Genomic DNA, 24272 nt, shown 5'->3' on the forward strand with positions numbered 1-24272 from the left:
GTATCCTCACTGACGAACCTGCATTATGAATGAACGTCAATCCCAGTTTAGTTGATTTTCCTCAATGTATTGACTTACTACATCTGTACCAGATTCAATCTCTACTTTGCCTTCTACTTCAATCTGAACACCTGCTTTTTTGAGCAGATTTCCTACTTCACACACTTGCTCTGCGCTAATCATGATTTTGCGCACAGACTGAATCTGCTCTTCAGTGGAATTCGCGGACAAAATAACTTGAGGAAGATGGACAATTCGAAATCCTTCTTCTTTGGAATTTACAGCCTCTGTGTTCATCACTATTCCAGTAACTGACAGTTGCTTCTGTTCCAACATATACACGAGTGTCATGATGTAACAAGTAGTGGCAGAGGAAACCAATAATTCTTTAGGATTGGCTCCTTCCCCACTCCCTCCCGAAGACTCGGGAATCGCGATATTTGTTTTAAGATAATCTGCCTTCAGCCTACCGCTACCTTTAGTGTCTTTATACCATGCAGTGTTCAAATTAGATTTCATATCGGCCATGTCGATCAGCTCCTTTTATTATCCAGTCAGTTTCCCTTAGACGATGCGCTTTAAGGCATGGATGAATCCCGTATGCATCGCTTCGTGATACAGGGCTAAGTTACACACTTCCCCCATGCTATTCAATTGGAGAACAGGTCCCAATTTCAATGGTTCTGGCAGGGTTTCATCAGAATAAATCTCTATGTGTTGTTTGATGCGTACAACCTGATCCTGCAACTGCGCAAGTAATGTTGACAACGGAATGAGCTCACCTGTCCAGTCAGAGGGTTTGGTACCGGGAGCGAACAAGCTGGTATATTCCTTAGGTAGGCCAGAAGTTTGGAGATTGTTGAAAATAAACATTTCAGCTACTGTAAGAATGTGCCCAACATTCCAACGTATCGTGTTACTGAATCCGACGGGTTGTTTGTCGGCGCTAGTTTCGGATACCGATTCCAATACTTTGTATAAATTTCCGCGAGTGATATCTAACTGTTTGGCAAAGTGTGAATAATTCATTGTATACCATCCTTCATTTTATGTTTATAAAGTAGTAGTTATTAGTTCAAAACAGCGGCTATGTGTTCTTTTGTAATCGACCAATGAGAGGCAGTCCAAAATTTCTCTTTGTTATTAACATAGATAATTTGAGGAGATTCATGTTTAACATCAAGATCCTGAGTAATTTGATTAGACACATGTCGCGATTCAAAGACCTTAACAAGATAAAAATCAATGTCTTCAGTGTGGCTCTCTTTGATGTACTGTTCGTATTCTGCTAGTGCATTCGCACTCACTGGGCATGTAGTGCTATGCTTAAGTATTATCTTTCCGCGTTGATCCGACTGTTCCAATACGTCTTTCCATTGGTCGAGTGTCGATATCTCTTTCCAGTTCAACAAAATCACTCCTTAGTAGAATAATCATTTCATGATGTCTAGTTACATAGTTAATTGGTTAACTAGGATAATGTTATTCGAATGATTTATATTTGTCAAGATGATCTGTTCTCATATAAAACCATTATTCCTATTGTTTTACGCCCTTCATTGATTTTTGTGAACGATTGTTTTAATATTGAGCTTATCTAGAACACTAGTTAACCCAGAAAGTTGGATGGTTATATGGAACATTCTCGTTTGCCCTTCAAAACAGATCCCCAATCTCCACTGCCTATTAATGTGCAAATTAGAGAACAAATTAGATGGCTGATCAGTAAAGACTTTCTGAAAGCGGATGATGCTTTGCCTTCAACGAATGAATTAGCGGAGCAGCTCTCTGTTAATAGAAACACGATACAGTGGATATATTCACAGCTCAAAGAAGAAGGACTGCTGATCATGCAAAAAGGACGAGGAACTCGAATAGCTAATGAAGAACGGATAAAGGAATTCAAGCAGCAAAATCCTTATTTTTCATTCGTGGAGAAGACCGTAAAAGACGCATTTGAACAAGGTTTCAATATAGAAAATGTCATGTTGTCAGGATTTGCATATACACAATTATTTGGAGCCAAACACGAGAAGAAGAAGCGTTACCTTTTCATTGAATGCAAAACTATGGCCTGCTTGTTTTATCTGGAGGAAATCCAGCGTCGTTCATCGGCAGACATTCAATCGATTGATATTTCATCACCAGACGAGGAGCTTTTTCAAGCTATACAAAAAGCGGATGTGGTAGTTACCGTGAACCAAATGACGGAAGTTGTAAAAAAGAAAGCTGGATCTTCAGAAACAAAAATAATATCTGTAAGCTCGTCCCAAGATGTGACTCTGTTATTCGACATGCTATTGCAATAAGAGCAAACGTATACGATTGGATTTACTTTTTTATGTAAAGCAATTAATCAGAATATCCTTGAATTCGGTACGAATTAATCCAACCCGTTGAATTCAGGGATATTCTGTGTAATCAGGTGACTAATGCTGATGAATATTCGTGAGCTTGTTAACCATTTTTACTTTATTGATGAAACTGTGGCAAATAAGTTCGGTGGGCTTCAAGCAACTCATCGAGCAAGGCCTTTGCTGTGTCGCCACTTTGAACAAGCGGATTCATGGTGAATGCTTGTAATGCCGTAGCATAATCGCCTGTCACAGCGGCTTCTATAGTGAGTTCTTCCATTGCTTTCATTACTTGTAACAATCCTCGTTGTGCGGGAGGGAATGAGCCGAAATGTAAAGGTTCTGCACCGTGAGAAGTAATCATGCTTGTAATTTCAATCGCACTCTCAGGCGGCAGATCACTGATTGCCCCGTTGTTCCGAGTGCTTACAACCATTTGAGTCCCTTTATCGTTATAAATGGAATTGATGATCTCACATGCAGCATCACTATAATGCGCACCACCTCTTTTTTCCAGCTCTTTCGGTTTGTAATCCAGCGTCGGATTCCTGTAAAGTTCAAAAAGGCTTTCTTCCAACTGTTTAACGACTTGACCGCGACTACCTACTGTGTTTACTTCTTCCAGCTCTTCCTGTATCATGGCATCCGTCATGTAGTAATAACGGTGGTATGGACAAGGAAGCATTTCCAGTTGGAGTACCTGTTCGTGCAAAAATCGCATATTTTTGATATTCTCAACCATTTTATCCGCTTTGGCTTCCGGTCCGTACATTTTATCGATTGCTTCAAGGGTAAGATCTTGTCCTGACTTATCGTAAATCTTGTGCCAGTGCAGATGGTTAATGCCCGCAAATTTGAAGAACAATTCTTCCTCCTGTTTTTCCAATACGGCTGATTCAATTTTGGTGGACATAATGGGAACATTGCATAGTCCGATCACTTTGTCCCACTTTCCGTAACGGAGGACCGCTTCCGTCACCATGCCTGCAGGATTGGTGAAGTTAATGAGCCATGCATCCGGACAGAGTTCTTTCATGTCATTAACAATATCTAAAATGACCGGAATGGTTCGAAAAGCTTTAAGCATGCCTCCTGCCCCATTTGTTTCTTGTCCAATCATTCCATATTTATTGGGAATGGTTTCGTCCTTGATCCGGGCATCCATCTGCCCTACTCTAAGCTGTGTAGTTACAAAGTCAGCATCCTTTAATGCTTCCCGGCGATCTAGCGATAAATGAACTTCACAGTCGATTCCTGCGGCTTTTACCATACGCTTAGCCATGGCACCAACGACCTCGAGTTTTTCCTTCCCCGCCTCGATGTCCACAAGCCATAATTCTTTGGCAGGAAGTTCATGATGACGTTTGATAAATCCTTCCATGAGTTCCGGTGTATAGCTGGAACCACCGCCGATTGTTACAATCTTTAATCCTTTTTTCATATCTATTACCTCCTGATGTAAGTGTTTTCTGAATCATAGTTGTATCGTAAATTGTGTAATGCATTACATGTCAAGCATCCATTCCACGATTTATTTTATAAGCTCATTGAGATGGCAAAAATACAACAAAGAGGTGGATTCCAATGGCAAATATTCAAGAAATCGCTCGTTTGGCAGGCGTATCTACAGCAACCATTTCACGCGTTATTAATGGACATCCGCACGTAAGCGAATCAACCAGAAAGAAAGTAATTGAACTCATAGAACAACTGGATTATGTACCTAACGGCAATGCAATAACTCTAAAAAAGGGCGCTACCTGTTTGATTGGAATTGTTGCAGTCGCATTCAATCCGCTTCTTATCAGATTCATGCAGGCCTTCACCCAGTCTGCCGAGAAACACGGATTCAACATTACTCTATTCATTACGAATGGCCAGGCAGAGAAAGAACTGGTGGCACTCGAAATGCTGAAGCGGAAACAACTGGACGCAATAGTATGCGTGCTCCGAAGCAATGAATGGAATGTTATCGAATCCTATACCAAATACGGCCCAATCGTCACATGGCAGCGGCTTGAAAATAGTAATATCCCCTCTGTGTTTATGGATCAATACGAAGCATATGGGATTGGACTCGAACACTTATACTTCAAAGGATACAGAAAGATCCTTAGTGTATATCCCATATCTAACGGACTTAACACAAAAGAGCGCATGAGAGCATACGCTGACTTTATTGCCAAATATAAATTGACGGTGGACTTCCCGAATTTTCAGGATAAAGTTTATGTGCGAGACGGAGAAGAACTTGCAAAATGGTGGATTGCACAAACAAAAAGACCTGATGCTATTTTTTGTGCTAATGATGAGGTTGCAGCCGGATGTATTACTGAACTACGGAGGAATAAATTTTCGGTTCCAGGGGACGTTGGGATCATCGGATTTGATAATACCGAGGTGGCTCATTTATTCGATTTGACGACAATTCATTATCCAGTTGATCAGCAAGCAGAGAATGCTTTCACGATTATTCAAAACATGCTTGATACCACTACCAAAGAGTTAATCCCTCTGAAATATACTTTAGTTGAACGACAATCAACATGACTATCACAATATTATCACCCCACATTTTTTATGAAATGATCTGGAGTTTAATTGGACTTTTTCTCTCACTTGGTCGTTTCTATCTAGAAGGTGTGAGTACAGGTAGCCTTGCTTTTGCCGGTTCGCACTGGCTTGCCACAATTCTGAAAGCCATATGGAATCCGATGGAGTTTTTGGGTTCTCCCAGAAAAACATACGAAAAACCACTAAATCGGCAGTACGATTTAGTGGTTACTCATTTTGAAAATTCAGTCACCCGAGCTGATTGTAGTTAATTAACCTATGCAGATGTACTGCGAGGTATGCCAACTCTTCGTTTGGCACAGCTTTTCCGTAAACTTGCTCAATATATTCTCGGATCTTAAATGCCCCTGACATGGCCTCAGGATGCAAGCAAGCGATATGCTCGAATAGAACGTGGCTTTCATCATTCAACATCTGACCTGAATAAAATCGTTCCACAAAAAATTTGATATGGGTGATAAACCGACTGTAATGAACATTATCATCGTCCATCTCAATATTAAACGTATACTTAGCCAGGTTAACGATGCTTCCGATCATCTTGGCAAATTTCATTCCGTCGGAAGAGTCACTGTGCTCCCCTTGAGCATTAATTAAATGAAAAGCAATATTAGCTGCTTCCTCAACAGGTAGATCCGTTTGTAGAGTTTGATTCATCAGCTGAAGAGCAAACACGCCCACTTTATATTCTTTGGGATAATAAGTTTTGATTTCCCAATATACCCGATTTGTTATATTGATGTTTTTCTTGTGCCTTTCCACCGCAAAACTCAAATGGTCCATCAGCATAAAATAAACACTCGCGTTAAGGGTAACCGAAAGCTCTTTCTCCGCATACGTTACGATCTTTTGTGTTAGTTCCACAAACACTGGAGAAATGGTGTCCAGAAGACCAAGAAATTCTTTAACTTTAATGTTTTCGACGGGAATGAAAATTTGATCTGCTTGATGCTCCTCAATAGCAGTCCCCATTTTCCTTCCGTATCCAATGCCTTTGCCCAGAAGGATAAATTCATTTTTTTGCTGATCCTCTGCTAAAACCACATTTGAATTCAATACTTTTTTTATCTTCTTCATTTGATCACCTCTTCCATTTCACTAATCTAAAGGGAATTTAAACGATTTAGATAGCAATCTACACAAAGAACAAGGCGATTACGAACAACATCATTAACCGAGATCGCTACCATTCGACTGAATCACTTGCTGATACCAAAAGAACGAGTCTTTCCTGATTCGTTGAAATGTCCCATTTCCATAATCATCCACATCCACATATATTAGTCCGTATCTTTTCTTCATTTCACCCGTGCTCGCCGAGATAATATCGATCGGTGACCACATGGTATACCCCATTACAGGAATACCGTCGATCTCAATGGCCTTTTTCATCTGCTCTATATGTTGGCGCAAATAATCGATTCGATACGAATCATGGATACTCCGGTCTTCCTCGACTTTGTCTACCGCGCCCATTCCATTCTCCACGATCATCAGCGGAATTTGATAGCGGTCATAGAGTAGATTTAACGAATACCGAAGTCCCATCGGATTGATAGTCCATCCCCATTCTGTTGTTGGCAGATAAGGGTTTGTGTATCCTGTTTTCACTCCATTTAGTCCTTTAAACTCTGTACTGGTGTCCTTCCCGACGACATGTGTTAAGTAATAACTGTACGACAGAAAGTCAACTTTTCCTTTCAATAATTGTTCCAAATCATCTTCCAGAATAGGCAAAACAATCCCCTGCCGTTCAAATTCCTTTAACTTGTATGCCGGATAATAACCTCGACATTGTACGTCGCAATAAAACAACATCTTCTGCATGAAATCAGCATTAGCTTGCATATCTTCGGGATCACAACTGGTGGGATACGAAAAGTGTCCAGCATACATCATTCCGACTTTATTTTCCGGATCAATCGCATGCGCAAGCTGAACAGCCTTAGCGCTAGCTAGAAACTGATGATAGGCTGCAGTCATTCTTGTCTGCTCATCATCCGAATTAATCCCCCCAGCCATCCAGGACTTAGTTGACATAACATTAATCTCATTAAATGTAATCCAGTACTTTACCTTGCCTTTATAGCGATTAAAAATAACTTGACAGTAGTTTAAATAAAAGTCAACTACCTTGCGATTTTCCCACGAACCATATTTCAACAATCCAAGTGGTGTTTCGAAATGGGATATTGTGACCAACGGCTCAATCCCGTATGCTCTGCATGTATCGAATACTCGATCGTAATATTCTAATCCCGCCTCATTTGGAGCTTTTTCGTCTCCATTAGGGAAAATACGTGTCCAATTAATGGACAGGCGATAACACTTAAATCCCATCTCGGCAAACAAAGAAAGATCTTCCTTAAAACGATTGTAGTGATCAATACCTACATGACTCGGATAGTATTCGCCTTCCTTAATACTTTCAGTTATTTTTCTGGGAGAATCCACATCCCCTGAAGTCATTACATCAGCCGTACTTAACCCTTTACCGTCTTTTAAAAATGCTCCTTCACACTGGTTGGCGGCTGTTGCGCCGCCCCATAAGAAATCATTCGGAAATCCTTGTTTCATTATTACTTCCCCTCCATTTATATAGTAGTTATAAACATTAAAGGATCATTATCTTTACGGTTGCCCTCTGCACATTGGACATCGTAGCCCTCTCTGCTTGTAACGACAGTTATCAATACGGGATCATACCCCGCTTCAATGATTCCTTCGATGTCAAACTTGACGAGTATATCTCCTGCTTTTACCTGGTCTCCGATTTTGACCTGGGACTCAAAAAACTTTCCTTTTAATTTCACCGTGTCAATGCCAATGTGGAAGAGCACTTCGCTTCCATTGGCTGTTTCCATCGCGACAGCATGTTGAGTACGGAATACCATTTTAATGATCCCGTCCGTTGGGGCATAGAGTTCGCCTTTCGAAGGAATGACGGCTATCCCTTCTCCCATCGATTTGGTTGAAAACACATCATCATTTACTTCTGTAAGAGGAATAATTTTCCCCTGAACAGGCTGTTTGATGGCAACTACTTCTTTGCTTCTAACCACCGTATTCATGCTCTTCGTTGATTCTTTGTTATCCACGGCATTCGATTCACCTGGTCGCTGAGCATCGTCTTTCCACAAAAATAACGTAAGCACAAAAGAGAGAACATAAGAAATAACCAAACCCAAGATCGCGTATACAAAATTCATTTTGTTGCTTGGATCAATAAACATCGAGATGCTAGCCAAGCTTGGACTCACTACCGTACTACCCGCTACTCCAAGCAATCCAAGACTCAATCCGCCAATCAAACTGGAGATAACAATACTTGTGAGTACACGCTTTCGTTGTAGCGTAACTCCGTATAGGGCTGGCTCCGCAATACCAAACATAGCGGAAATAGCAGATGACACAGCGACTCCTCTTAGTCTCGTATCCTTTGTGCGAATCGCCACGGCAAAACTTGCCGCGCTTTCAGCCATATTATGTGCGAATAAAGCAGGCAACAGGAGAAGTTCCTTGCCAGAGGCAGCTATGGCGGAAATAACGTATGGCGTCAGTGCTTTATGCATACCAGTAGCAATCATAAACGGAAGGAGTGCTGCCAAAATGCCGACGGCAACCCAACCGAAATTAGAAAATAAAAAGAGTATAGCGGCTGTTAAATACGTTCCCAAATGAAAACCAAGTGGGCCTAAAACACCCAGAGTCACAGGAACCGTTAGAAGCAAGGACATCATCGGCACGAAAAAGACCCGAATCGGCTTAGGTGATACTTTAAAGAAAAATCTTTCCATAAAGGCATAGAATATAACGCCTAAGATCGATGGAAAAACTTGCGAGGCATAATTTACATTAGTTAAAGGAATAGAAAGGAAACTAGCCCCACTCCCTAAATTCGCAATCATGTCGGGGAACAGCAGAACACTCATAGCAGCAGCTGCAACCACATGATTAACTTTTAGTTTTGCAGCCGCAGTAAGCGCCACCAAAATAGGCAAGAAATAAAAAACTGCACCGCTAATGGAAGTTAAGACGACATACGTTGAATCTTTTGGATCGATCAACCCAATGACGGATAACAATAACAGTATGGATTTTAGTATCCCTGCTCCAGCCATGGCTGGAATCAAAGGTTGGAATACACTAACAAAAAAATCAAGAATCATTGATCCGATTTTCTTTTTCTCCCGTTTGGAATCATTTGACTTGGCATCAGCCTCGTCTCCTGTCCCACCCTCAAAATTGCCTGCTTTCACCAGTTCATCATAAACTTCAACGACAGTATTACCTACGACAACTTGAAATTGACCTTTGTTAACGACATCAAGTACGCCTGGCACTTTCTTGATCGCTTCAACATCCGCTTGACGATCATCCTTCAGAGTAAATCGTAATCGTGTTGCACAATGCCCTAAATGAGCTACATTCTGTTTCCCACCTACATAATTCAGAATATCTTTTGCCGTTTTTTCATAATTCATTCTCGTTCCCCCTCGGTGGATATGTGCATTTATTGTTCGGCCATACAATAAACAAAAACAAAAAAGACAGGTATCCTCTAAAAATTAGATAGCACTTCAAAGTGTTATCTAATCTTTATGGATCCTGCCTGCTTTACCAGTGACATGTCCGGTTATTCTTTTGTTTATTGTATTATAACCGGGCGATAATCAAAATACAAGCGGTTTCATTGAGCATACGTTAAGCGTATATTTCTAGTCGATCTTTGACCCAATATACGGTTCTTAATACTCCTTATCTTTTCATCGTAGAAAGGGTCCGTTTGTTCTTCATGAGTGCTTTATTACATATCTGTTCAGCCCGGAATATCTATCAATATATAACAATACCGCCTACTGCTGATAACAAGATTACTGCGAATGGATGGATCTTGTATTTAGTTACCGCGATGAGACTGCTGACACAAATGACAAGCATCCCGAAGGTTGACCAGCTAAACAATGGTTCCTTATGCCCTCCAATTCCAAAGTGGATCGCAGCATAAATGATAAGTCCTGTAATGATTGGACGCAGTCCATAAAACGAAGATCGGACCCAATGATTGCTTTGTACGCGGAGAAAAAAAGCTGCAAAGAGGATGACTATAACAAGAGAGGGCAAAATTATCCCAATAGTAGATATGATCCCACCTAAGATGCCCATTTGAGAGTAACCGATTAGAGTTGCAGTATTCGTAGCAATGGAACCTGGGGCCATCCCAGCTAATGCAACAATATCTTGAAACTGTTCTGGCTTAATCCATCCTTTTTCAGTCACTTCGCGTTGAATGAGAGTTATTACTGCATACCCCCCACCAAATGAAAGAGATCCAATTTTCAAAAATAAGATAAACAATTCCCACAACATGCGATCAACACCTTCAGATGTAATATTCAGGATAATTTAGTTCTGACGGATGACTTTTTGCTTCCTTCTCTGTTGGGGCCGAAAGACCAAGAGCACGTTTAATTGAAATAATAGTCACGCCCACAATTGGACCTCCAAGAATCAGATATAAAGAGTGAAGCGATGTGAAAAGCAGTAGAAGGGTGCTTAGACCTGCAATAAACAATGTGGATGAATCCATTATGGATGTCTTACCCACTTTGAATGCGGCCACAATGATTAATGCAACAATTGCAGCATGAACTCCTTTTAGAGCTGCATTCACCTTGGAAACATCTTGAAACATCATGCCCAAGATACTGAGACTTAGCACAATTAAAAAGGTCGGTAGTGTTATAGCAATGACGGAGATAATCGCACCCATTATTCCTGCGAGCCTGTATCCGACGAAAGCAGCTGAGTTTACAACTACACCCCCAGGTGCGGATGCAGAAACGGATATCATATCCCCCACCTCATTAGGTTTTAGCCATGCTTTCTTATCCACAATTTCCCGCTCAATTGCTGTAATCATTGCATATCCTCCCCCGAAAGTTGAGGGGCCCAACTTAAAAAAAACAACAAACAGTTGTGTAAGCATTTTAATGTATTCCTTTTGTTTTACACTCATATGGTACCTCCGTTTCATAAAACTCTTACATATTTGATATCTAATATTATAACACGTTAATTCCATTTTGGAATAAAGTAAATACTTAGAATGCGTAAATTGTGATTTTTTCAACAATTCATATTATATTATTCAAAAAATTCCGATTAAAATAACTTAGTTAAATTCAATATAGGATAAACTTCATTATTCCTATAACATTAGCTGGAAAACCAGTCTTCCATCAGCTATACTAAATATATCCCGACTCATTCACTTGGAAATGGAGCAGAATATAATGTTGAATCATTCCCATTTTTCAATTAAGAAGCAAATTTATGATCGAATCGCTTTTCTTGAAACAGTCTCCAAAGCAGATTTGCTAGAATATTTCTCAATCACGAGTAGTAGCATGACTCGTATGCTCGAAGACATGCTAGCTCAAAAACTTATACTTGTCTCCGGACTTGGTACATCAACTGGAGGGCGTAAACCCATACTCTTTCAAACAAACCCACATTATCGCTATCTTATGGGTTTGGAAATCTCACGCATCAGTTCCTCACTGGGCCTATTTGATCTCCATCTCAACCGATTATCTGCTGTTCGTTGGGAGATGGACCATAGCCTCACGCCAGAGCGTTTAGTGGAACTGGTGGTGAACGAATCAAATAAAATGCTACATCATCACCATATAGCTCATGAACAAATTCTGGGGATGGGGATCGGTGCAGTAGGCCCTTTGGATCCTAAAAAGGGTATTATATTAGAGCCAGAATATTTCCCTTCCGATTCTTGGAGTAATGTTCCTATATGCAAGTTGCTGGAAAAGGAACTTAATATCCCTACACAACTCGATAACGGTGCAAACACTGCCTTGCTTGCAGAGCATTGGGCGCTCCGAAATGAAGCTTGTGAGCATATGCTGTATGTCCATGCCGGAGTGAACATACGATCGTCGATTATGTCTGGAGGTCAGATTTTGCGTGGTGCTGCTGACACTGAAGGAGCGATCGGCCAAATGATCATTCAAACAGGAGGACCTAGACTCAGTGACAAGGGGAATTACGGATCTCTAGAGGCATATGTATCTGTTCCTTCACTTGAAGAGCGTGTACAGTCTCATCTTAAAATAGGACGCGAAAGCTCGCTTTCGATCATCCCACCTGAATGTGTTAATTTTCCTTCTCTTGTTAATGCGTTGAAACAGGAAGACGCTCTGGTAAGAGAGCTGTTCATTGAAACAGCTTCCTATCTGGGAGTTGGGCTTGCCAATTTGATCAATACTGTTCATCCCGAATATGTCATTATGGGTGGAGCACTTATTAATGCTGACCCGATAGTATATCATACGGCAATACAGGTTGCCCGAAAAAATATATACCATTATCCTAAATACAATCCGATTTTTACTCCGGGTATTCTTAAAGAGGAAGCCGTGGTGACTGGAGCCGCACTCCAGATTATGCAAAGTTGGGAGAAGTAAACAAACGTTAAATAAATGCAAAACTCTGTTCCCACCGCTCAGGGATTAATACAGAGTTTTTTTGATTTTTATACATGCTAATGAGCCGACTTTCCTAATAATCATGAGCTTTTATTTACTTTCTAATTGAGAAATGAGTATACCGCGCAGGTCGAGTGGCTTAACGCCAATCAATCCTATATGTGAATTTGCAGATGTCACCCGCTGGGGCATTATCGAGCGGAACAGAATAGTGCTATACCCCCCCATTAATATCTCACAGCACCCTGAGTGATCAATACCTCTAACGAGCAATAATACCTCTTATCGGATGTTGTTTCACAGCTCCTTACATTAAAAAGAAGCCATATTGAACATATGGACTCATTGTTGTGTATGTCTGGTGAAGTATTTACATTCTCAACAGGCAGAATTCCTCTAAAAAAAATCGTACAATTTTAACCATCATCGCCATTTTATCAATAATGGTTCAGCTAATTCCGTCCTCTCCAGCGACGGGTGCGAAAAATCCATTCTGCAAAGCTTCGTTTATCTAAAGTGAAGGTATCTGTCTTCTCCTCATTTGGCTCAAGTGAAACCTCGGCAAAACCTTTAAGTTCTTTTTCAGAACGCTGACGGTTGTCTGACAATCATGATAAAGGGTAGCTCAATGGTAATATCCCCTTATAGTAGATAAGATAAAAATCTTTTAAGATGGACTTAATCTTTCCAACTAAAAGGAGTATTACTACCATGTGTATGTTTTGGCTTTCTGCTAATACAAAACTTCACATATTCTCTTTAGCCCTTCCTCTAAAGTCGCTCTCGGGCATGCCAGATTAAGCCGAATATAACCATCAGCATTGGCTACGAACATACTTCCGCCTTCCAGTAGCACTCCTGCATTGTTCGCAAAATATAAAGACATGTTTTCTTCATTAGGAAGATATGCACGGATATCCACCCATGCAAGATAAGTAGCCTCTGGGACACGGAATACAGCCTGAGGTAGATGATTTTCTAAATATTGCTGCGTAAAAAGAAAATTATCATCTAAGTAAGTTTTTAATTGTCTCAGCCACTCATCACCATGTTGATAAGCTGCCTGTGTTGCAGCTATGCTTAGTGGATTTTCCATACTGTAGTGTCGTGCCTTCCACAACGCTCTGACTTCATCATTGGGAATGATGATATTGGATAGCATCATCCCTGCCATATTAAAAGTCTTGCTTGGAGCCATACAGGAGATGATCTTGTCTGTATTTGGAAAGATCTTTGCCAAAGGTGTATGAACCATATCATTTCTAAGCAAATCACAATGAATTTCATCTGAAATAATCATAACGTCATTTTCGAGACATATTTCGCCAAACTTACTCAGTTCTTCTGGTGTCCAAACACGTCCTGTGGGATTATGAGGATTGCAAAAAATACATAAGCTTACCTTTTCATCACGCACTTTTAATTCGATATCATCATAATCCATCGTATAGTATCCCTGTTGATTCACTAAATCAGAGGTCACCAGTTCCAGATGATTGAAGTCTACAGCATGCTTGAAATATGCGTATGATGGGGTAACAATTAAAACCTTTTCGTCTGGTTTACAAATGTACTCAATCAACTCATATAACGCGGGAATAATACCAGGTGAAGTGACCAAATGTTCTTTTTGAAAGCTCCAATCATAGTGATCTTGTGTCCATTGAACAACCGAAAGATAGTAGTCAGGATCAAATACTTTGGTATAGCCCAAAGTTCGTTTATCTAAACGATCTTTAACAGATTGAATGATTTCAGGTGGAGTCGCAAATTCCATATCAGCAACCCACATGCGAATAAATTCATCATCTTTAAAAGGGAACGTCATATCATTAGATGCCTTAAAAATGTATTCTTTAAAACCGTCTGTACTCATCGCATTAGTATTTTTTCGATCAATGATTTCATCAAAATCGTATTTCATCTGTTTTATCCACTCCTACTGCAAGACTTTTATCCTAGCATTTAAAAAAGTAGACATTATGCTATGTGTTTCTCGCATAATGTCCACGCTTCTTGTAAGAAAATCAAGTATCCAAGGTTTAACTATTAAGTGTGTACGTCGAAGTCACTTTAACGTTTCTTTCAATGGTGTTTTTCACAGGTGATCTTTCAATGGCTTTTGCTATCAACATTTGAACCTGTGCTTCATCTGCGTCACTGTCTACATTGAAACGAACATTTATTTCATCAAAGCCAGGATTTCCTTCTTTTAATCCGAAGAAAACATATGGATCTATTTCTCCCGTAACATCAACTTCCAGAGATTGTACTTTAATCCCCACACCACTAGCTGTTGCAATGAATCCAACACCTACACAACCGCCAAGCGCACTTAACAGAAGCTCAACTGGATTTGGCCCTTTTCCCGTTCCGGATAGCCATTCTGGTTCATCCATAGGTACCGGCTTATAGTCCCCAACCTCGGCTTCAGAGTAAAAGCCATCTTTCCATTTTACTGTAGAAGCAAAACTTGTAATCGCCTCTTCTGGATGTTTCTTATAATTTTCCACCAAGCTTCCAAGCATACTCACATTTACACCATTCAATTTACTCATGTTTAAGGTCCTCTATTATATATTTTACTTATTCGAATTTAATTAAATTTTTGCTTGTTCTTTATGACTTCTTAGGCGGGATCGCACACCCTTCATCCGTACATAATCCTTCACTAGTGGTTTCATCAGAAAGCATTTCAAACTTAGCTGCCGGATGCTCTTCTTCCCACACTTTCTCCAACACTTGAGAAAACGATTCTGTCGGCTGTGCCCCTGAAACTGCGTATTTTTGATTGAATATAAAGAACGGCACCCCGGTAATCCCAACTCGACGAGCCTCATCCTGATCTTTTCGTACTTGATCTGCATAGATATCCTTCGTATTCAAGATTCCAAGGGCTTCTTCTCTCTCTAATCCAACGGCTTCTGCAATATCGGCCAAGGTATTATAATCTCCTACATCTCTTGATTCAGTGAAATGTGCGACAAGTAATTTTTCATTTAGCATTGTTTCTTTGCCTTTCGTTTTTGCCCATTTTAATAAACGATGGGAATCCAGTGTATTGGTAGGTTTTAGAGTGTCTAATTGAAAAGATAATCCTACGCTATGGGCTTGTTGAGTCAAGTGACTCATGAATTCTTTCGCTTGTTTTCTTCCACCGAACTTAGGGGCTAATTTATCTGCAAAACTTGTTCCATCATATGAGGAAGCGGACGGATCAAGTTCAAAGCTCTTGTATTCAATATTAATTTTATCTTTATAAGGCAATCCTTCTAGAGCTTTCTCCAGATTTTGTTTACCTATATAGCAAAATGGACATGCGATGTCTGACCAGATTTCAATATTCATGTGTATCCTCCCGTTTCAGTTAAAGTTATTCGTCAAATGCTACTAGAGCATTTACGCCATGTGCAAGAGCAGAACCTGCTTTTAATGCTGTAGCTACCATAATCGATTCGGCCAACTCTTCTTTAGTCGCGCCAGCTTTTTTAGCGGCTTTAGTATGAATATCAATGCAATATGGACACCCCGTCGTATGGGCTACCGCAACTGCAATCAATTCTTTCTCCTTGGTACTGAGTGTGCCGGCTTTTAACGCTTGCTGATCAAAAGAACCAAAGGCTTTAAAGGAATCACTTAGTTGGGTGAACTCTCTCAGCCGGTTAATATATGATGCACGATACAACTCATCGTCATCATTTCCATCATACGCGTTCAAAGCATTAACACCATGAGCCATAGCCGAACCGGCTTTAAGTGCTGTTGCAACCATGATTGATTCAGCCATTTCCTCTTTTGAAACACCATTTTTCTTAGCTTGTTTCACATGAGCTTCAATACAGTAAGGACATCCTGTGGTATGAGCTATAGCAATTGCAATGATTTCTTTGAATTTTGCAGTTAACTTTCCTTCAGCTAATGCTAATTTTTCAAAAGAGATAAATGCCTTGAAGATTTCTGGAGAAACTGAGTTGAATTCTCCGATCCGCTTGAAATTTGATTTTTTGAATAAACTGTCTTGATGACTCATAGAAAATCCCTCTATTCATTAATGAAATATTCAATTGATTAATTGAATTTTAAGACATGTTGATACGTAAGTCAAGTACAAGCATGAGTAATCTGTAGTTCCCTTTTAATATAAAGTGCTCAGTGCCTCACGCGTAAACGGAAGTAAATCTTCTGTTCTTCCTTCGCGGATTTTATTTACCCAGTCAGGCTCGGCTAACAATGCGCGACCAACTGCGATCAACTCAAATTCTTCGCGCTCTAATCTCTCAACTAAAGCACCAATTTGGGTTGCTTTACCATTTGCATTTTCTCCGTTATCAAAGAAATCCAAGAAGTCAGCGTCGAGTCCAACCGATCCAACTGTAATGGTTGGTTTGCCCGTCAATTTTTTGATCCATCCTGAGAGATTCAAGTCAGATTCTTTAAAGGCTGGTTCCCAGAAGCGGCGAATAGAGGATGAAAGATGTCTACGCCTGCATCGACTAGCGGTGCTAAGAATTGTGCTAATTCTTCTGGAGTGTCGTCTAGTTTTGCTGTATAGTCATCATATTTCCACTGGGAGATCCGTAGCGTAATGGGGAAGTCTGGCCCAACACTCCTTCGACAAGCTGCGATAACCTCACTAGCAAATCGGGTACGATTGAGTATATCGCCACCATATTCATCGCTACGTGAGTTGGTTTTTTTCCAGAAAAATTGATCGATAAAAAATCCATGTGATGCCATAATCTCGATGCCATCAAAACCAACTTTTTTTAGCATTGACTGCCGCCTGTTTGAAGGCTTCAACCAATTCGGAAATCTCTTGTTTAGTGTAATCATTATAAGTCCAACACCATTTTCAGCTCTACGACGATAATACGCGGCGATATCCTCCCCCGGTACACCATTCGGAGAAAATTTTCAAGTCACTGGTGCCATAATAATACGGTTAGATAGTTTGAGATTTCCCATTTCGAGTGGTTTAATAAAGAGCTTCAACAGATTGTGAATTGTGCATAATAACCTCCAGGTTTACTTACTTAATATATTTATTAATAAATGTTTATTTGAAATCGAATCCCTGATGCACTAACATTTGTATAGGTCGTTCTTTTTCATTATCTCGTACCTTCAACAGCACTTTGCAAAAAATGTTCTATCTCTTCGCGTGACTTACGAAGCTTATTGACATATCGAGTAAGCTCTTTACCGTCGACGTAGGCTACAAAACTTGGAATACCCATAATATTTTGTTCTTCACTTACATTACCTACTTGATCTACATCAACTTCGATAAGATCCAGATCATTCGCAAATTTATCTTCAACATCAGGCATAAATGGATCAATAAATTTGCAGTCCGGGCACCAATCTGCTTTAAAGACAGCAACAGTGATTTTTGGGGAACGGATAGCTGTATCAAATTCTAACTTAGAGGTAATTTTTTTCATTTGTATAGTCTCCTTTTATAATGAATGGTTTACCATTCCATTTGATGTTGTTCAATATAGTTACTTGTCAGATCATCTCCAGCATCGATGGATACTTTACCCTCGGTACCTACCGGTACACCTGCTTTAACAAGCAGCTGACCAATGTGGCATTTTTCTTCTGCTTGTAGGAATAGTGATTCGACTACAGCAATATCTTCCTTGGAGGCATCTGAGGATAAAACAACATGCGGACGATGTGTAATGCTCAGTTGGTTTCCTTGTGCTGTGTTCCCTTCTGTATCCATAAAGAATCCAGCAACGGGTACTTTCTTGCGATCTAACATATAAGCTAGAGTCAGAGCGTAACAAGCAATGGCTGAGGACATCAGAAGTTGTTGTGGATTAGCACCTTCTCCGCTTCCTCCTTTAGGAATAGGGATAGCAACTTGGGTTAGCAAATTGTCGCTTTTAATGCGACCAAATCCTTTTGCGTCTTTGAACCAAACCGTATTCATAACCATTTTTTGATCCGGCATTTTAATATGCTCCTTTCCCCACGTCTTTAATTATTTTCTAAAGAGTCGATAAACTTTTCACTATCCATGGCTGCCATAGCTCCAGATCCTGCTGCAGTAATAGCTTGACGATAACGAGTATCCTGTACATCTCCACAAGCAAACACACCTGGAATATTTGTCATAGATGTACCGGGAACTGTGACAATGTAGCCATTCTCATCCGTCTCAATTTGACCATTTAAAAATTCTGTATTCGGATGATGACCAATAGCTACAAATACACCGTGTGCGTCTAGAATTTCTTCTTCGCCTGAGACATTGTTCTGGACTTTCAATCCGGTCACTCCACGTTCACTAGCCACTACTTCAAGTGGGGTTTTACTTAAAGCCCACGCAATTTTAGGGTTTGAACGAGCGCGATCTTGCATAATTTTGGAGGCTCGTAATTCTTCGCGACGATGCACCAAAGTCACTTTGGAAGCGAATCGTGTCAGAAAGTTTGCCTCTTCCAAGGCAGTATCGCCACCACCGACTACGATGAGTTCTTTATTTCTAAAGAAGAACCCATCACAAGTGGCACAAGTGCTCACTCCACGACCTACATTTTCTGTTTCACCTGGTATTCCTAAATATTTCGCACTGGCACCGGTTGAAATGATAAGCGTTTCAGTAATAATTTCACCTTTGCCATCCACGTCCAGTTTAAACGGTCGGTTATTCAAATCTACTGCTTTTACCCAACCGTTAACAAACGTAGCCCCGAACCGCTCAGCTTGTTTACGCATATTATCCATTAACTCAGGTCCCATGATTCCTTCAGGAAACCCAGGATAATTCTCAATTTCGGTTGTGGTTGTAAGCTGTCCTCCTGGTTCAAGCCCTTCAATAACGAGTGGGTTCATATTCGCACGAGCCAAGTAAATTGCTGCGGTTAATCCCGCTGGCCCTGTTCCGACAATTACAGATTTGTACATATGTTATCCCTCCAAATTTGAGTGTGTATGACAATTACATATATGAATATCTTTTAATATTCAATTGATTAATTGAATTATAGCATTGTAGGATCTCTTCGTCAACTTATCCTCATCAATTGACTGCAGGCGGGATATCCATAGATTGAAATGAATGTTTGGAGTTTGAGTTCTTACTTAGATACATTTCAGCCTTATAACTTGACTTCACTCAGGTTGTTCATGTTAAAATTTTAATATTCAATTGAATCTATAAAGGGTTGAGAATATCGTTCGAATTGAAGTGGGGAAGTCCCGTTGAACATAAAATAAGAATAGAGGTTGACGATTATGGAAGAATTATTGAATTCAGCGAAGCTTTTTAAAGAAGACCTATATAAACAATTGGCCAGAATAGGAAAATGTCTATCCAGTGATAAGCGTTTGGAGATTTTAAACCTGTTGTCCAATGGCTCAAGAACAGTAGAAAAAATAGCTGCTTCTACAGATATGAACGTTGCGAATGTATCCAGGCACCTTCAAGTTCTACTCGATGCTAAGCTTGTTAAATTCACGAAAAAAGGAACTTTTGTGATCTATTCTTTAGCTGACCCGGAGATCATCAATTTTCTGTCCTCTTTATGGCGAATTAGTGAGAAACAGATTCCTGACATCAGTAGAATGAAAGATGACTTTATTAACAATCTTGACGACATTCAAACACTTACCATGGACGAGGTTAGGGAGAGAATAAAAAATGATTCAATTATTCTTGTGGATTTACGTCCTAAAGAAGAATATGAAATGGATCATATCGCGGGAGCAATCTCGATGCCGATGGAAGAGTTAGAAGTATTCATAAGGGACATCCCAAAAAATACAGAGATTATTGCATATTGTAGAGGCCCACTGTGTGTCTACTCTGCATTAGCCGCACAGAAATTACAATCTGAAGGCTTTACAGCTTATCGTATGGAAGAGGGTTTGAATGAATGGCAGGAACATTTTCATTTACATTAGGCTGACTTCTGGAGCACAAGAAGTACAATATTTTTCAAATCTAAAAAAGACTTCAAGGCCCATTTACTAGGCTTTGAAGTCTTTTTTAATTTAAAGAAAATCTAATTATTCAATATACTATTGAACCGCTTATACATGAAGGGACTCTTCCCGGTAAAACTGCGGCAAGTATTCTTTATGAGCCTCGAGTAATTCATCCAACAAAGCCTTAGCGGAATCACCACTTTGGACAAGTGGATTGGACGTAAATGCTTGGAGTGCCGTTGCATAGCTTCCTGTAACCGCAGCTTCAATCGTTAATTCCTCCATGGACTTCATTAGCTGTAATAATCCTCGTTGTGCGGGAGGAAAAGAACCGAAATGAATAGGCTCAGCACCATGGGAAGTAATCACACTGGTGATTTCAATGGCACTTTCCACTGGCAGGTCATTAATCGCTCCATTATTGCGTGTACTTACAACCATCTGGGTGCCTTTGTTGTTATAAATGGAGTTAATAATCTCACAGGCAGCATCACTATAATAAGCTCCACCTCGTTTTCCAAGTTCTTCTGGCTTATGATCCAATCCTGGGTCTTTGTAAAGTTCGAACAGACTTTCTTCTAAGCGTTTCACTACTTGTCCGCGAGTTCCTTCTCCCTTCGCTTCTGCAAGTTCTTCTTGGATCATCGCATCAGTCATGTAATAGTAACGATGATAAGGACATGGGAGCATTTCTAATTGTACAATTTGTTCATGAAGGAATCTCATGTTTTTAATGTTTTCAACGATTTTCTCTGATTTTGCTTCAGGACCATACAGTTTATCGATCGCTTGACGGGTAAGATCTTGGCCATTGTTTCCATAAATCTTGTGCCAGTGTAAATGATTAATCCCCGCAAATTTGAAAAATAATTCATCTTCATTCTTTTCAAGTACTGCGGATTCATTTTTCACAGCCACAATGGGTACATTACACAATCCAATAACCTTCTCCCACATTCCGTAACGAAGAACTGCTTCCGTAACCATGCCTGCTGGATTCGTGAAGTTAATCAGCCATGCATTTGGACAAAGCACTTTCATATCCTCAACGATATCTAGAATAACTGGAATGGTTCGAAATGCTTTTAGCATTCCCCCTGCCCCATTCGTTTCTTGACCAATTAGTCCGTATTTAATGGGTATCGTCTCATCTTTGATCCGTGCATCCATATGTCCTACTCGCAGTTGAGTGGTCACAAAATCTGCATCTCTCAAAGCTTCCTGTCGATCAAGTGTCAAATGGACTTCACAATCAATACCCGCAGCTTTTACCATCCGTTGAGCCATGGCACCAACAATCTCAAGTTTTTCTCTGCCTGCTTCAATGTCGACCAACCATAGCTCAGTTATCGGAAGTTCATGATATCGTTTGATAAATCCTTCCACCAATTCCGGTGTATAACTTGAACCTCCACCGATAGTTACAATCTTCAACCTTTTTTTCATATAGAGTTCCTCCTCATGACTAAATTATTACTGTATTTGTACTGTAATTTATGTAATGCATTACATGTCAAGCATAAAAAATAGGCTTCAAATGTCGTCCTTTTCTACTTTGTGGTAGCTTAGAAAACGTGATATGCTTTCTCAGAAGAGATGGTTAGAGGTGCCTAATATTCAAGATGTTGCTATTTAGCTGGAGTATCTACAGCAACTGTGTCGAGAGTAATTAACAACCGTGGCTATGTAAGTGACTTAAATAAACGAAAAGTTTTAGGAATTATTGAGGAGCTTGATTATGTCCCCAATGTTAATGCTATTTCTCTAAAAAAAAGTTGAAACTCATTAGATTGGAATAATAACCGCCTCTTTTACTCCCATTATTATTAATTTTGTTCGTGCATTCACTTTAATTGCCGAGAAGAACGGTTTCAACATCACTCTATTTATCACGAATGGAGATGCCAAAAAGGAAGCAATTAGATGCTATTGTATGTATGATACGATCCAATGAATGGGATGTTATTGAATCCTATACCAGGTATGGTCCCATTGTGACTTGGCAGCGTCTTCAGAATGATCTCCATCTGTCTTTATGGATCAATTCGATGCCTACTGGACAGGTCTTGAGCATCTTCATTCCAAAGGTTATCAAAAAATACTTAGTGTATATTCCATGTCCAAAGGATTAAATACAGAGGTACGCATTCGTGCCCATTCGGAATTTATAAAAAAGCACAAACTCAGGACGTATCCCTTTCTCATTTCGAAGATAAAACTGTTGTTAGAGATGGTGAGGAGATAGCTGAGTGGTGGGTATTACAGGAAAATACACCTGATGCTATTTTTTGTGCTAATGATGAAGTGGCAGCTGGTCTTATGACAGCTTGCGCAGTTGGGTTTTTCCATTTTGGGAGAAAACGTCACTCGACATAACGTGTATCTGTATTAAAGCTTAGGATCTATTTTAACTTATAAGAAAAACCACTTGTTCAACTTGAACAAGTGGTTTTACTCAAACATTGCGATTTTTCTGCTAATCGTGCGATCTCTACTGGAGATTACACGTTTATTCAAAAATATTCAGTACAGCACGGAAATGAGGGATGGTGACTTCATTTTATCATAAGCTTCGCTAGCACGATCTAATGGATATGACTCAATCATAGGACGAGTATCCGTCAATACACTGAAATTAATCGTCGCTTGAATTTCTTCCGCTCCCCCTGTTAACGTACCTTTGACTGTGCCAGGTCCCTTCATAAAGTCCATTGCTGATAATTCTAATGAATAAGAGGAAGTTGTCACAATGATAAGCTCGCCGTCTTGACCCAACCCGTTGATCAAAGAGGAAACAGCCTTTGCGTTAGGTGCAGTTGCTAGGTAAACTTTGTTACCGTCTAATCCTTGCAATGCCTCAGATGGATCTTCTTCGGCCGAATCAATGTAGTGATGAGCTCCTAGTTCCCGTGCAAGAGCTTCTTTATTATTTCCTCGTGAAATAGCCAAGGTGAGGAATCCTGCTTTGCTTTCAAACTGAACGGCCAGATGTCCTAGCCCACCAATTCCCTGAATTGCTACCAGATCACCAGGACGAGCTTTACAATTTTTGATGGCACTAAAGGTTGTTTTACCAGCACACATTAGTGAAGCAGCTTCCATCACCGAAATTTCATTTGGGATACTAGACAAACTGTCTACATATGCAACCATGTACTCCGCATATCCACCGTCCATCGTTAATCCGGTAAACTGGCTATGTCCCGCATGCCATCCAATGCCAACATGTTCACCAATATTCTATTTTGATGCGCTTGCTCCAAGCTTATCAACAATTCCTATCACTTCATGTCCAAGGATACGAGGATAGGCTGACGCCGCACCACCCATCGCCATCAAGTCTCCATTGCATACGCCGCAAGCATCAATCGGAGTACACTTGCCCTTCTGCAGGTTGCGGAACTGGTACTTCAACTAACTAAATTTTTTCTTCTGCAGCTGGAATATGCATGGCTTTCATCTTCTCCATAAATATACCCCAAAAGTTTAGAATGATGGGACTTTTAATAGTATAGTACAAAAAGAATAATTAATTGAATAATATACATCCTTTGTTTTTTTCTTATTTTATATAGCGTTATAAACCTCATCTAATCTTGCTTTTAATTGCTCAAATTGGACAAACCGACCGTCACGAAGATACTCCCTTTGGTCATAGAACAAGATAATCGTGGGGACAGTAAAAGTTAACAATTTGCCAGCCACTGCTTCTACTTGACTAGCATCGATATGAGCAAGCTTTATTTCTGGATAATGGTTAAGCAATTCTTTCAGTTTGGGATAAATTGCATGACATACGCTACAATTATCTTGAGACACATATAGCATACTTAGTCGATTATTCTGAATAAACGTATCTATTTCATTCACTGAAGTTATTTCTTGGACATGTGTCATA

The 24272-nt window shown here is 40.0% G+C and carries 26 protein-coding genes and 1 pseudogene; 5 read left to right on the top strand and 22 right to left on the bottom strand.

What is annotated here, in order from left to right:
• Positions 1 to 36 precede the first annotated feature (36 nt).
• The 3 genes from IFU39_RS03520 to ytxJ are packed head-to-tail and all read right to left on the bottom strand — an operon-like array spanning position 37 to position 1409.
• Entirely contained in the window at positions 37 to 528 is a 492-nt protein-coding gene (locus IFU39_RS03520; RefSeq protein ID WP_105598995.1) for an OsmC family protein, read from the bottom strand.
• Between the two features lie 36 nt (positions 529 to 564).
• On the bottom strand, positions 565 to 1029 hold the full coding sequence (locus IFU39_RS03525) for a DinB family protein (protein ID WP_192131289.1): 465 nt from the start codon (positions 1027 to 1029) through the stop codon (positions 565 to 567).
• A 41-nt stretch (positions 1030 to 1070) separates the two neighbouring features.
• Positions 1071 to 1409: a bacillithiol system redox-active protein YtxJ gene (gene ytxJ / locus IFU39_RS03530; protein WP_192131291.1), complete on the bottom strand. Its 339-nt coding sequence runs from the start codon at positions 1407 to 1409 to the stop codon at positions 1071 to 1073.
• Between the two features lie 225 nt (positions 1410 to 1634).
• Between ytxJ and IFU39_RS03535 the strand changes: the two genes are divergently transcribed.
• Positions 1635 to 2309, top strand: a complete 675-nt coding sequence (locus tag IFU39_RS03535) for a GntR family transcriptional regulator (RefSeq protein WP_192131293.1) — start codon at positions 1635 to 1637, stop codon at positions 2307 to 2309.
• Positions 2310 to 2472: 163 nt separating this feature from the next.
• Here the strand turns inward: IFU39_RS03535 and IFU39_RS03540 are convergent, their stop codons facing one another.
• Positions 2473 to 3795: a 6-phospho-beta-glucosidase gene (locus IFU39_RS03540; protein ID WP_192131295.1), complete on the bottom strand. Its 1323-nt coding sequence runs from the start codon at positions 3793 to 3795 to the stop codon at positions 2473 to 2475.
• Between the two features lie 143 nt (positions 3796 to 3938).
• Here IFU39_RS03540 and IFU39_RS03545 point away from each other — a divergent pair, with 143 nt between their 5' ends.
• Positions 3939 to 4904: a LacI family DNA-binding transcriptional regulator gene (locus IFU39_RS03545; protein WP_192131297.1), complete on the top strand. Its 966-nt coding sequence runs from the start codon at positions 3939 to 3941 to the stop codon at positions 4902 to 4904.
• Positions 4905 to 5156: 252 nt separating this feature from the next.
• Here the strand turns inward: IFU39_RS03545 and IFU39_RS03550 are convergent, their stop codons facing one another.
• The 5 genes from IFU39_RS03550 to IFU39_RS03570 form a co-directional block, all read right to left on the bottom strand.
• Complete coding sequence (locus IFU39_RS03550) at positions 5157 to 6005, bottom strand: BglG family transcription antiterminator (protein WP_192131298.1); 849 nt, start codon at positions 6003 to 6005, stop codon at positions 5157 to 5159.
• A gap of 93 nt (positions 6006 to 6098) precedes the next feature.
• Entirely contained in the window at positions 6099 to 7505 is a 1407-nt protein-coding gene (locus IFU39_RS03555) for a glycoside hydrolase family 1 protein (RefSeq protein WP_192131300.1), read from the bottom strand.
• A gap of 17 nt (positions 7506 to 7522) precedes the next feature.
• Complete coding sequence (locus IFU39_RS03560) at positions 7523 to 9412, bottom strand: beta-glucoside-specific PTS transporter subunit IIABC (protein WP_192131302.1); 1890 nt, start codon at positions 9410 to 9412, stop codon at positions 7523 to 7525.
• A 352-nt stretch (positions 9413 to 9764) separates the two neighbouring features.
• Positions 9765 to 10298: a chromate transporter gene (locus tag IFU39_RS03565; RefSeq protein WP_105598987.1), complete on the bottom strand. Its 534-nt coding sequence runs from the start codon at positions 10296 to 10298 to the stop codon at positions 9765 to 9767.
• 13 nt (positions 10299 to 10311) lie between these two features.
• Positions 10312 to 10947 (bottom strand): chromate transporter, encoded by a 636-nt coding sequence (locus tag IFU39_RS03570; RefSeq protein WP_192131304.1) that lies wholly within the window; start codon positions 10945 to 10947, stop codon positions 10312 to 10314.
• 277 nt (positions 10948 to 11224) lie between these two features.
• Between IFU39_RS03570 and IFU39_RS03575 the strand changes: the two genes are divergently transcribed.
• Complete coding sequence (locus IFU39_RS03575) at positions 11225 to 12412, top strand: ROK family protein (protein ID WP_192131306.1); 1188 nt, start codon at positions 11225 to 11227, stop codon at positions 12410 to 12412.
• A gap of 473 nt (positions 12413 to 12885) precedes the next feature.
• Here the strand turns inward: IFU39_RS03575 and IFU39_RS03580 are convergent, their stop codons facing one another.
• From IFU39_RS03580 to trxB, 9 genes and pseudogenes are all read right to left on the bottom strand, one after another.
• Complete coding sequence (locus IFU39_RS03580; RefSeq protein ID WP_105598984.1) at positions 12886 to 13041, bottom strand: fibronectin type III-like domain-contianing protein; 156 nt, start codon at positions 13039 to 13041, stop codon at positions 12886 to 12888.
• Positions 13042 to 13166: 125 nt separating this feature from the next.
• Complete coding sequence (locus tag IFU39_RS03585) at positions 13167 to 14357, bottom strand: MalY/PatB family protein (protein WP_149847181.1); 1191 nt, start codon at positions 14355 to 14357, stop codon at positions 13167 to 13169.
• 118 nt (positions 14358 to 14475) lie between these two features.
• On the bottom strand, positions 14476 to 14991 hold the full coding sequence (locus tag IFU39_RS03590) for an OsmC family protein (RefSeq protein ID WP_076334291.1): 516 nt from the start codon (positions 14989 to 14991) through the stop codon (positions 14476 to 14478).
• 61 nt (positions 14992 to 15052) lie between these two features.
• Positions 15053 to 15781 carry a DsbA family oxidoreductase gene (locus tag IFU39_RS03595; RefSeq protein WP_192131308.1) on the bottom strand — a complete coding sequence of 243 codons (729 nt, stop codon included), beginning with the start codon at positions 15779 to 15781 and terminating at the stop codon, positions 15053 to 15055.
• 25 nt (positions 15782 to 15806) lie between these two features.
• Positions 15807 to 16463 carry a carboxymuconolactone decarboxylase family protein gene (locus IFU39_RS03600; protein WP_076334293.1) on the bottom strand — a complete coding sequence of 219 codons (657 nt, stop codon included), beginning with the start codon at positions 16461 to 16463 and terminating at the stop codon, positions 15807 to 15809.
• A gap of 105 nt (positions 16464 to 16568) precedes the next feature.
• Positions 16569 to 17444: pseudogene (locus tag IFU39_RS33520) on the bottom strand (oxidoreductase).
• Positions 17445 to 17544: 100 nt separating this feature from the next.
• Positions 17545 to 17877, bottom strand: coding sequence for a thioredoxin family protein (locus IFU39_RS03610; protein ID WP_076334294.1), 333 nt, complete (start codon positions 17875 to 17877; stop codon positions 17545 to 17547).
• A 29-nt stretch (positions 17878 to 17906) separates the two neighbouring features.
• Positions 17907 to 18395: an OsmC family protein gene (locus IFU39_RS03615; protein ID WP_076334295.1), complete on the bottom strand. Its 489-nt coding sequence runs from the start codon at positions 18393 to 18395 to the stop codon at positions 17907 to 17909.
• Positions 18396 to 18421: 26 nt separating this feature from the next.
• Positions 18422 to 19351, bottom strand: coding sequence for a thioredoxin-disulfide reductase (gene trxB, locus IFU39_RS03620; protein ID WP_076334296.1), 930 nt, complete (start codon positions 19349 to 19351; stop codon positions 18422 to 18424).
• Positions 19352 to 19681: 330 nt separating this feature from the next.
• On the opposite strand from trxB, the gene IFU39_RS03625 reads away from it, so the two are divergent.
• Positions 19682 to 20350 carry an ArsR/SmtB family transcription factor gene (locus tag IFU39_RS03625; RefSeq protein ID WP_076334297.1) on the top strand — a complete coding sequence of 223 codons (669 nt, stop codon included), beginning with the start codon at positions 19682 to 19684 and terminating at the stop codon, positions 20348 to 20350.
• Positions 20351 to 20479: 129 nt separating this feature from the next.
• On the opposite strand, the gene IFU39_RS03630 is transcribed toward IFU39_RS03625, so the two are convergent.
• On the bottom strand, positions 20480 to 21820 hold the full coding sequence (locus tag IFU39_RS03630) for a 6-phospho-beta-glucosidase (RefSeq protein WP_076334298.1): 1341 nt from the start codon (positions 21818 to 21820) through the stop codon (positions 20480 to 20482).
• A 210-nt stretch (positions 21821 to 22030) separates the two neighbouring features.
• Between IFU39_RS03630 and IFU39_RS32735 the strand changes: the two genes are divergently transcribed.
• Positions 22031 to 22153 carry a LacI family DNA-binding transcriptional regulator gene (locus IFU39_RS32735; RefSeq protein WP_223200038.1) on the top strand — a complete coding sequence of 41 codons (123 nt, stop codon included), beginning with the start codon at positions 22031 to 22033 and terminating at the stop codon, positions 22151 to 22153.
• Positions 22154 to 22897: 744 nt separating this feature from the next.
• Here the strand turns inward: IFU39_RS32735 and IFU39_RS03640 are convergent.
• From IFU39_RS03640 to IFU39_RS03645, 3 genes are all read right to left on the bottom strand, one after another.
• Positions 22898 to 23551: a zinc-binding dehydrogenase gene (locus IFU39_RS03640; protein ID WP_244660854.1), complete on the bottom strand. Its 654-nt coding sequence runs from the start codon at positions 23549 to 23551 to the stop codon at positions 22898 to 22900.
• A gap of 63 nt (positions 23552 to 23614) precedes the next feature.
• Positions 23615 to 23788, bottom strand: a complete 174-nt coding sequence (locus IFU39_RS32740) for an alcohol dehydrogenase catalytic domain-containing protein (protein WP_223200040.1) — start codon at positions 23786 to 23788, stop codon at positions 23615 to 23617.
• A gap of 153 nt (positions 23789 to 23941) precedes the next feature.
• Positions 23942 to 24271 carry a thioredoxin family protein gene (locus IFU39_RS03645; RefSeq protein WP_076334299.1) on the bottom strand — a complete coding sequence of 110 codons (330 nt, stop codon included), beginning with the start codon at positions 24269 to 24271 and terminating at the stop codon, positions 23942 to 23944.
• Between the last annotated feature and the right edge of the window lies 1 nt (position 24272).

It is taken from the genome of Paenibacillus sp. CFBP 13594 (assembly GCF_014842675.1).
Taxonomy (GTDB): domain Bacteria; phylum Bacillota; class Bacilli; order Paenibacillales; family Paenibacillaceae; genus Paenibacillus; species Paenibacillus amylolyticus_B.

Excerpts from the sequence above, each read along its gene's own strand:
- IFU39_RS03540 (WP_192131295.1), bottom strand. The coding sequence starts at position 3,795 with ATGAAAAAAGGATTAAAGATTGTAACAATCGGCGGTGGTTCCAGCTAT.
- IFU39_RS03600 (WP_076334293.1), bottom strand. The coding sequence starts at position 16,463 with ATGAGTCATCAAGACAGTTTATTCAAAAAATCAAATTTCAAGCGGATC.
- IFU39_RS03525 (WP_192131289.1), bottom strand. The coding sequence starts at position 1,029 with ATGAATTATTCACACTTTGCCAAACAGTTAGATATCACTCGCGGAAAT.
- IFU39_RS03640 (WP_244660854.1), bottom strand. The coding sequence starts at position 23,551 with ATGGACGGTGGATATGCGGAGTACATGGTTGCATATGTAGACAGTTTG.
- IFU39_RS03630 (WP_076334298.1), bottom strand. The coding sequence starts at position 21,820 with ATGAAAAAAAGGTTGAAGATTGTAACTATCGGTGGAGGTTCAAGTTAT.
- IFU39_RS03520 (WP_105598995.1), bottom strand. The coding sequence starts at position 528 with ATGGCCGATATGAAATCTAATTTGAACACTGCATGGTATAAAGACACT.
- IFU39_RS03555 (WP_192131300.1), bottom strand. The coding sequence starts at position 7,505 with ATGAAACAAGGATTTCCGAATGATTTCTTATGGGGCGGCGCAACAGCC.
- IFU39_RS03645 (WP_076334299.1), bottom strand. The coding sequence starts at position 24,271 with ATGACACATGTCCAAGAAATAACTTCAGTGAATGAAATAGATACGTTT.
- IFU39_RS03625 (WP_076334297.1), top strand. The coding sequence starts at position 19,682 with ATGGAAGAATTATTGAATTCAGCGAAGCTTTTTAAAGAAGACCTATAT.
- IFU39_RS03595 (WP_192131308.1), bottom strand. The coding sequence starts at position 15,781 with ATGAATATTGAAATCTGGTCAGACATCGCATGTCCATTTTGCTATATA.
- IFU39_RS03575 (WP_192131306.1), top strand. The coding sequence starts at position 11,225 with ATGTTGAATCATTCCCATTTTTCAATTAAGAAGCAAATTTATGATCGA.
- IFU39_RS03545 (WP_192131297.1), top strand. The coding sequence starts at position 3,939 with ATGGCAAATATTCAAGAAATCGCTCGTTTGGCAGGCGTATCTACAGCA.
- IFU39_RS03610 (WP_076334294.1), bottom strand. The coding sequence starts at position 17,877 with ATGAAAAAAATTACCTCTAAGTTAGAATTTGATACAGCTATCCGTTCC.
- IFU39_RS03550 (WP_192131298.1), bottom strand. The coding sequence starts at position 6,005 with ATGAAGAAGATAAAAAAAGTATTGAATTCAAATGTGGTTTTAGCAGAG.
- IFU39_RS03590 (WP_076334291.1), bottom strand. The coding sequence starts at position 14,991 with ATGAGTAAATTGAATGGTGTAAATGTGAGTATGCTTGGAAGCTTGGTG.
- trxB (WP_076334296.1), bottom strand. The coding sequence starts at position 19,351 with ATGTACAAATCTGTAATTGTCGGAACAGGGCCAGCGGGATTAACCGCA.
- IFU39_RS03615 (WP_076334295.1), bottom strand. The coding sequence starts at position 18,395 with ATGCCGGATCAAAAAATGGTTATGAATACGGTTTGGTTCAAAGACGCA.
- IFU39_RS03535 (WP_192131293.1), top strand. The coding sequence starts at position 1,635 with ATGGAACATTCTCGTTTGCCCTTCAAAACAGATCCCCAATCTCCACTG.
- IFU39_RS03565 (WP_105598987.1), bottom strand. The coding sequence starts at position 10,298 with ATGTTGTGGGAATTGTTTATCTTATTTTTGAAAATTGGATCTCTTTCA.
- IFU39_RS03585 (WP_149847181.1), bottom strand. The coding sequence starts at position 14,357 with ATGAAATACGATTTTGATGAAATCATTGATCGAAAAAATACTAATGCG.
- IFU39_RS03560 (WP_192131302.1), bottom strand. The coding sequence starts at position 9,412 with ATGAATTATGAAAAAACGGCAAAAGATATTCTGAATTATGTAGGTGGG.
- IFU39_RS03570 (WP_192131304.1), bottom strand. The coding sequence starts at position 10,947 with ATGAGTGTAAAACAAAAGGAATACATTAAAATGCTTACACAACTGTTT.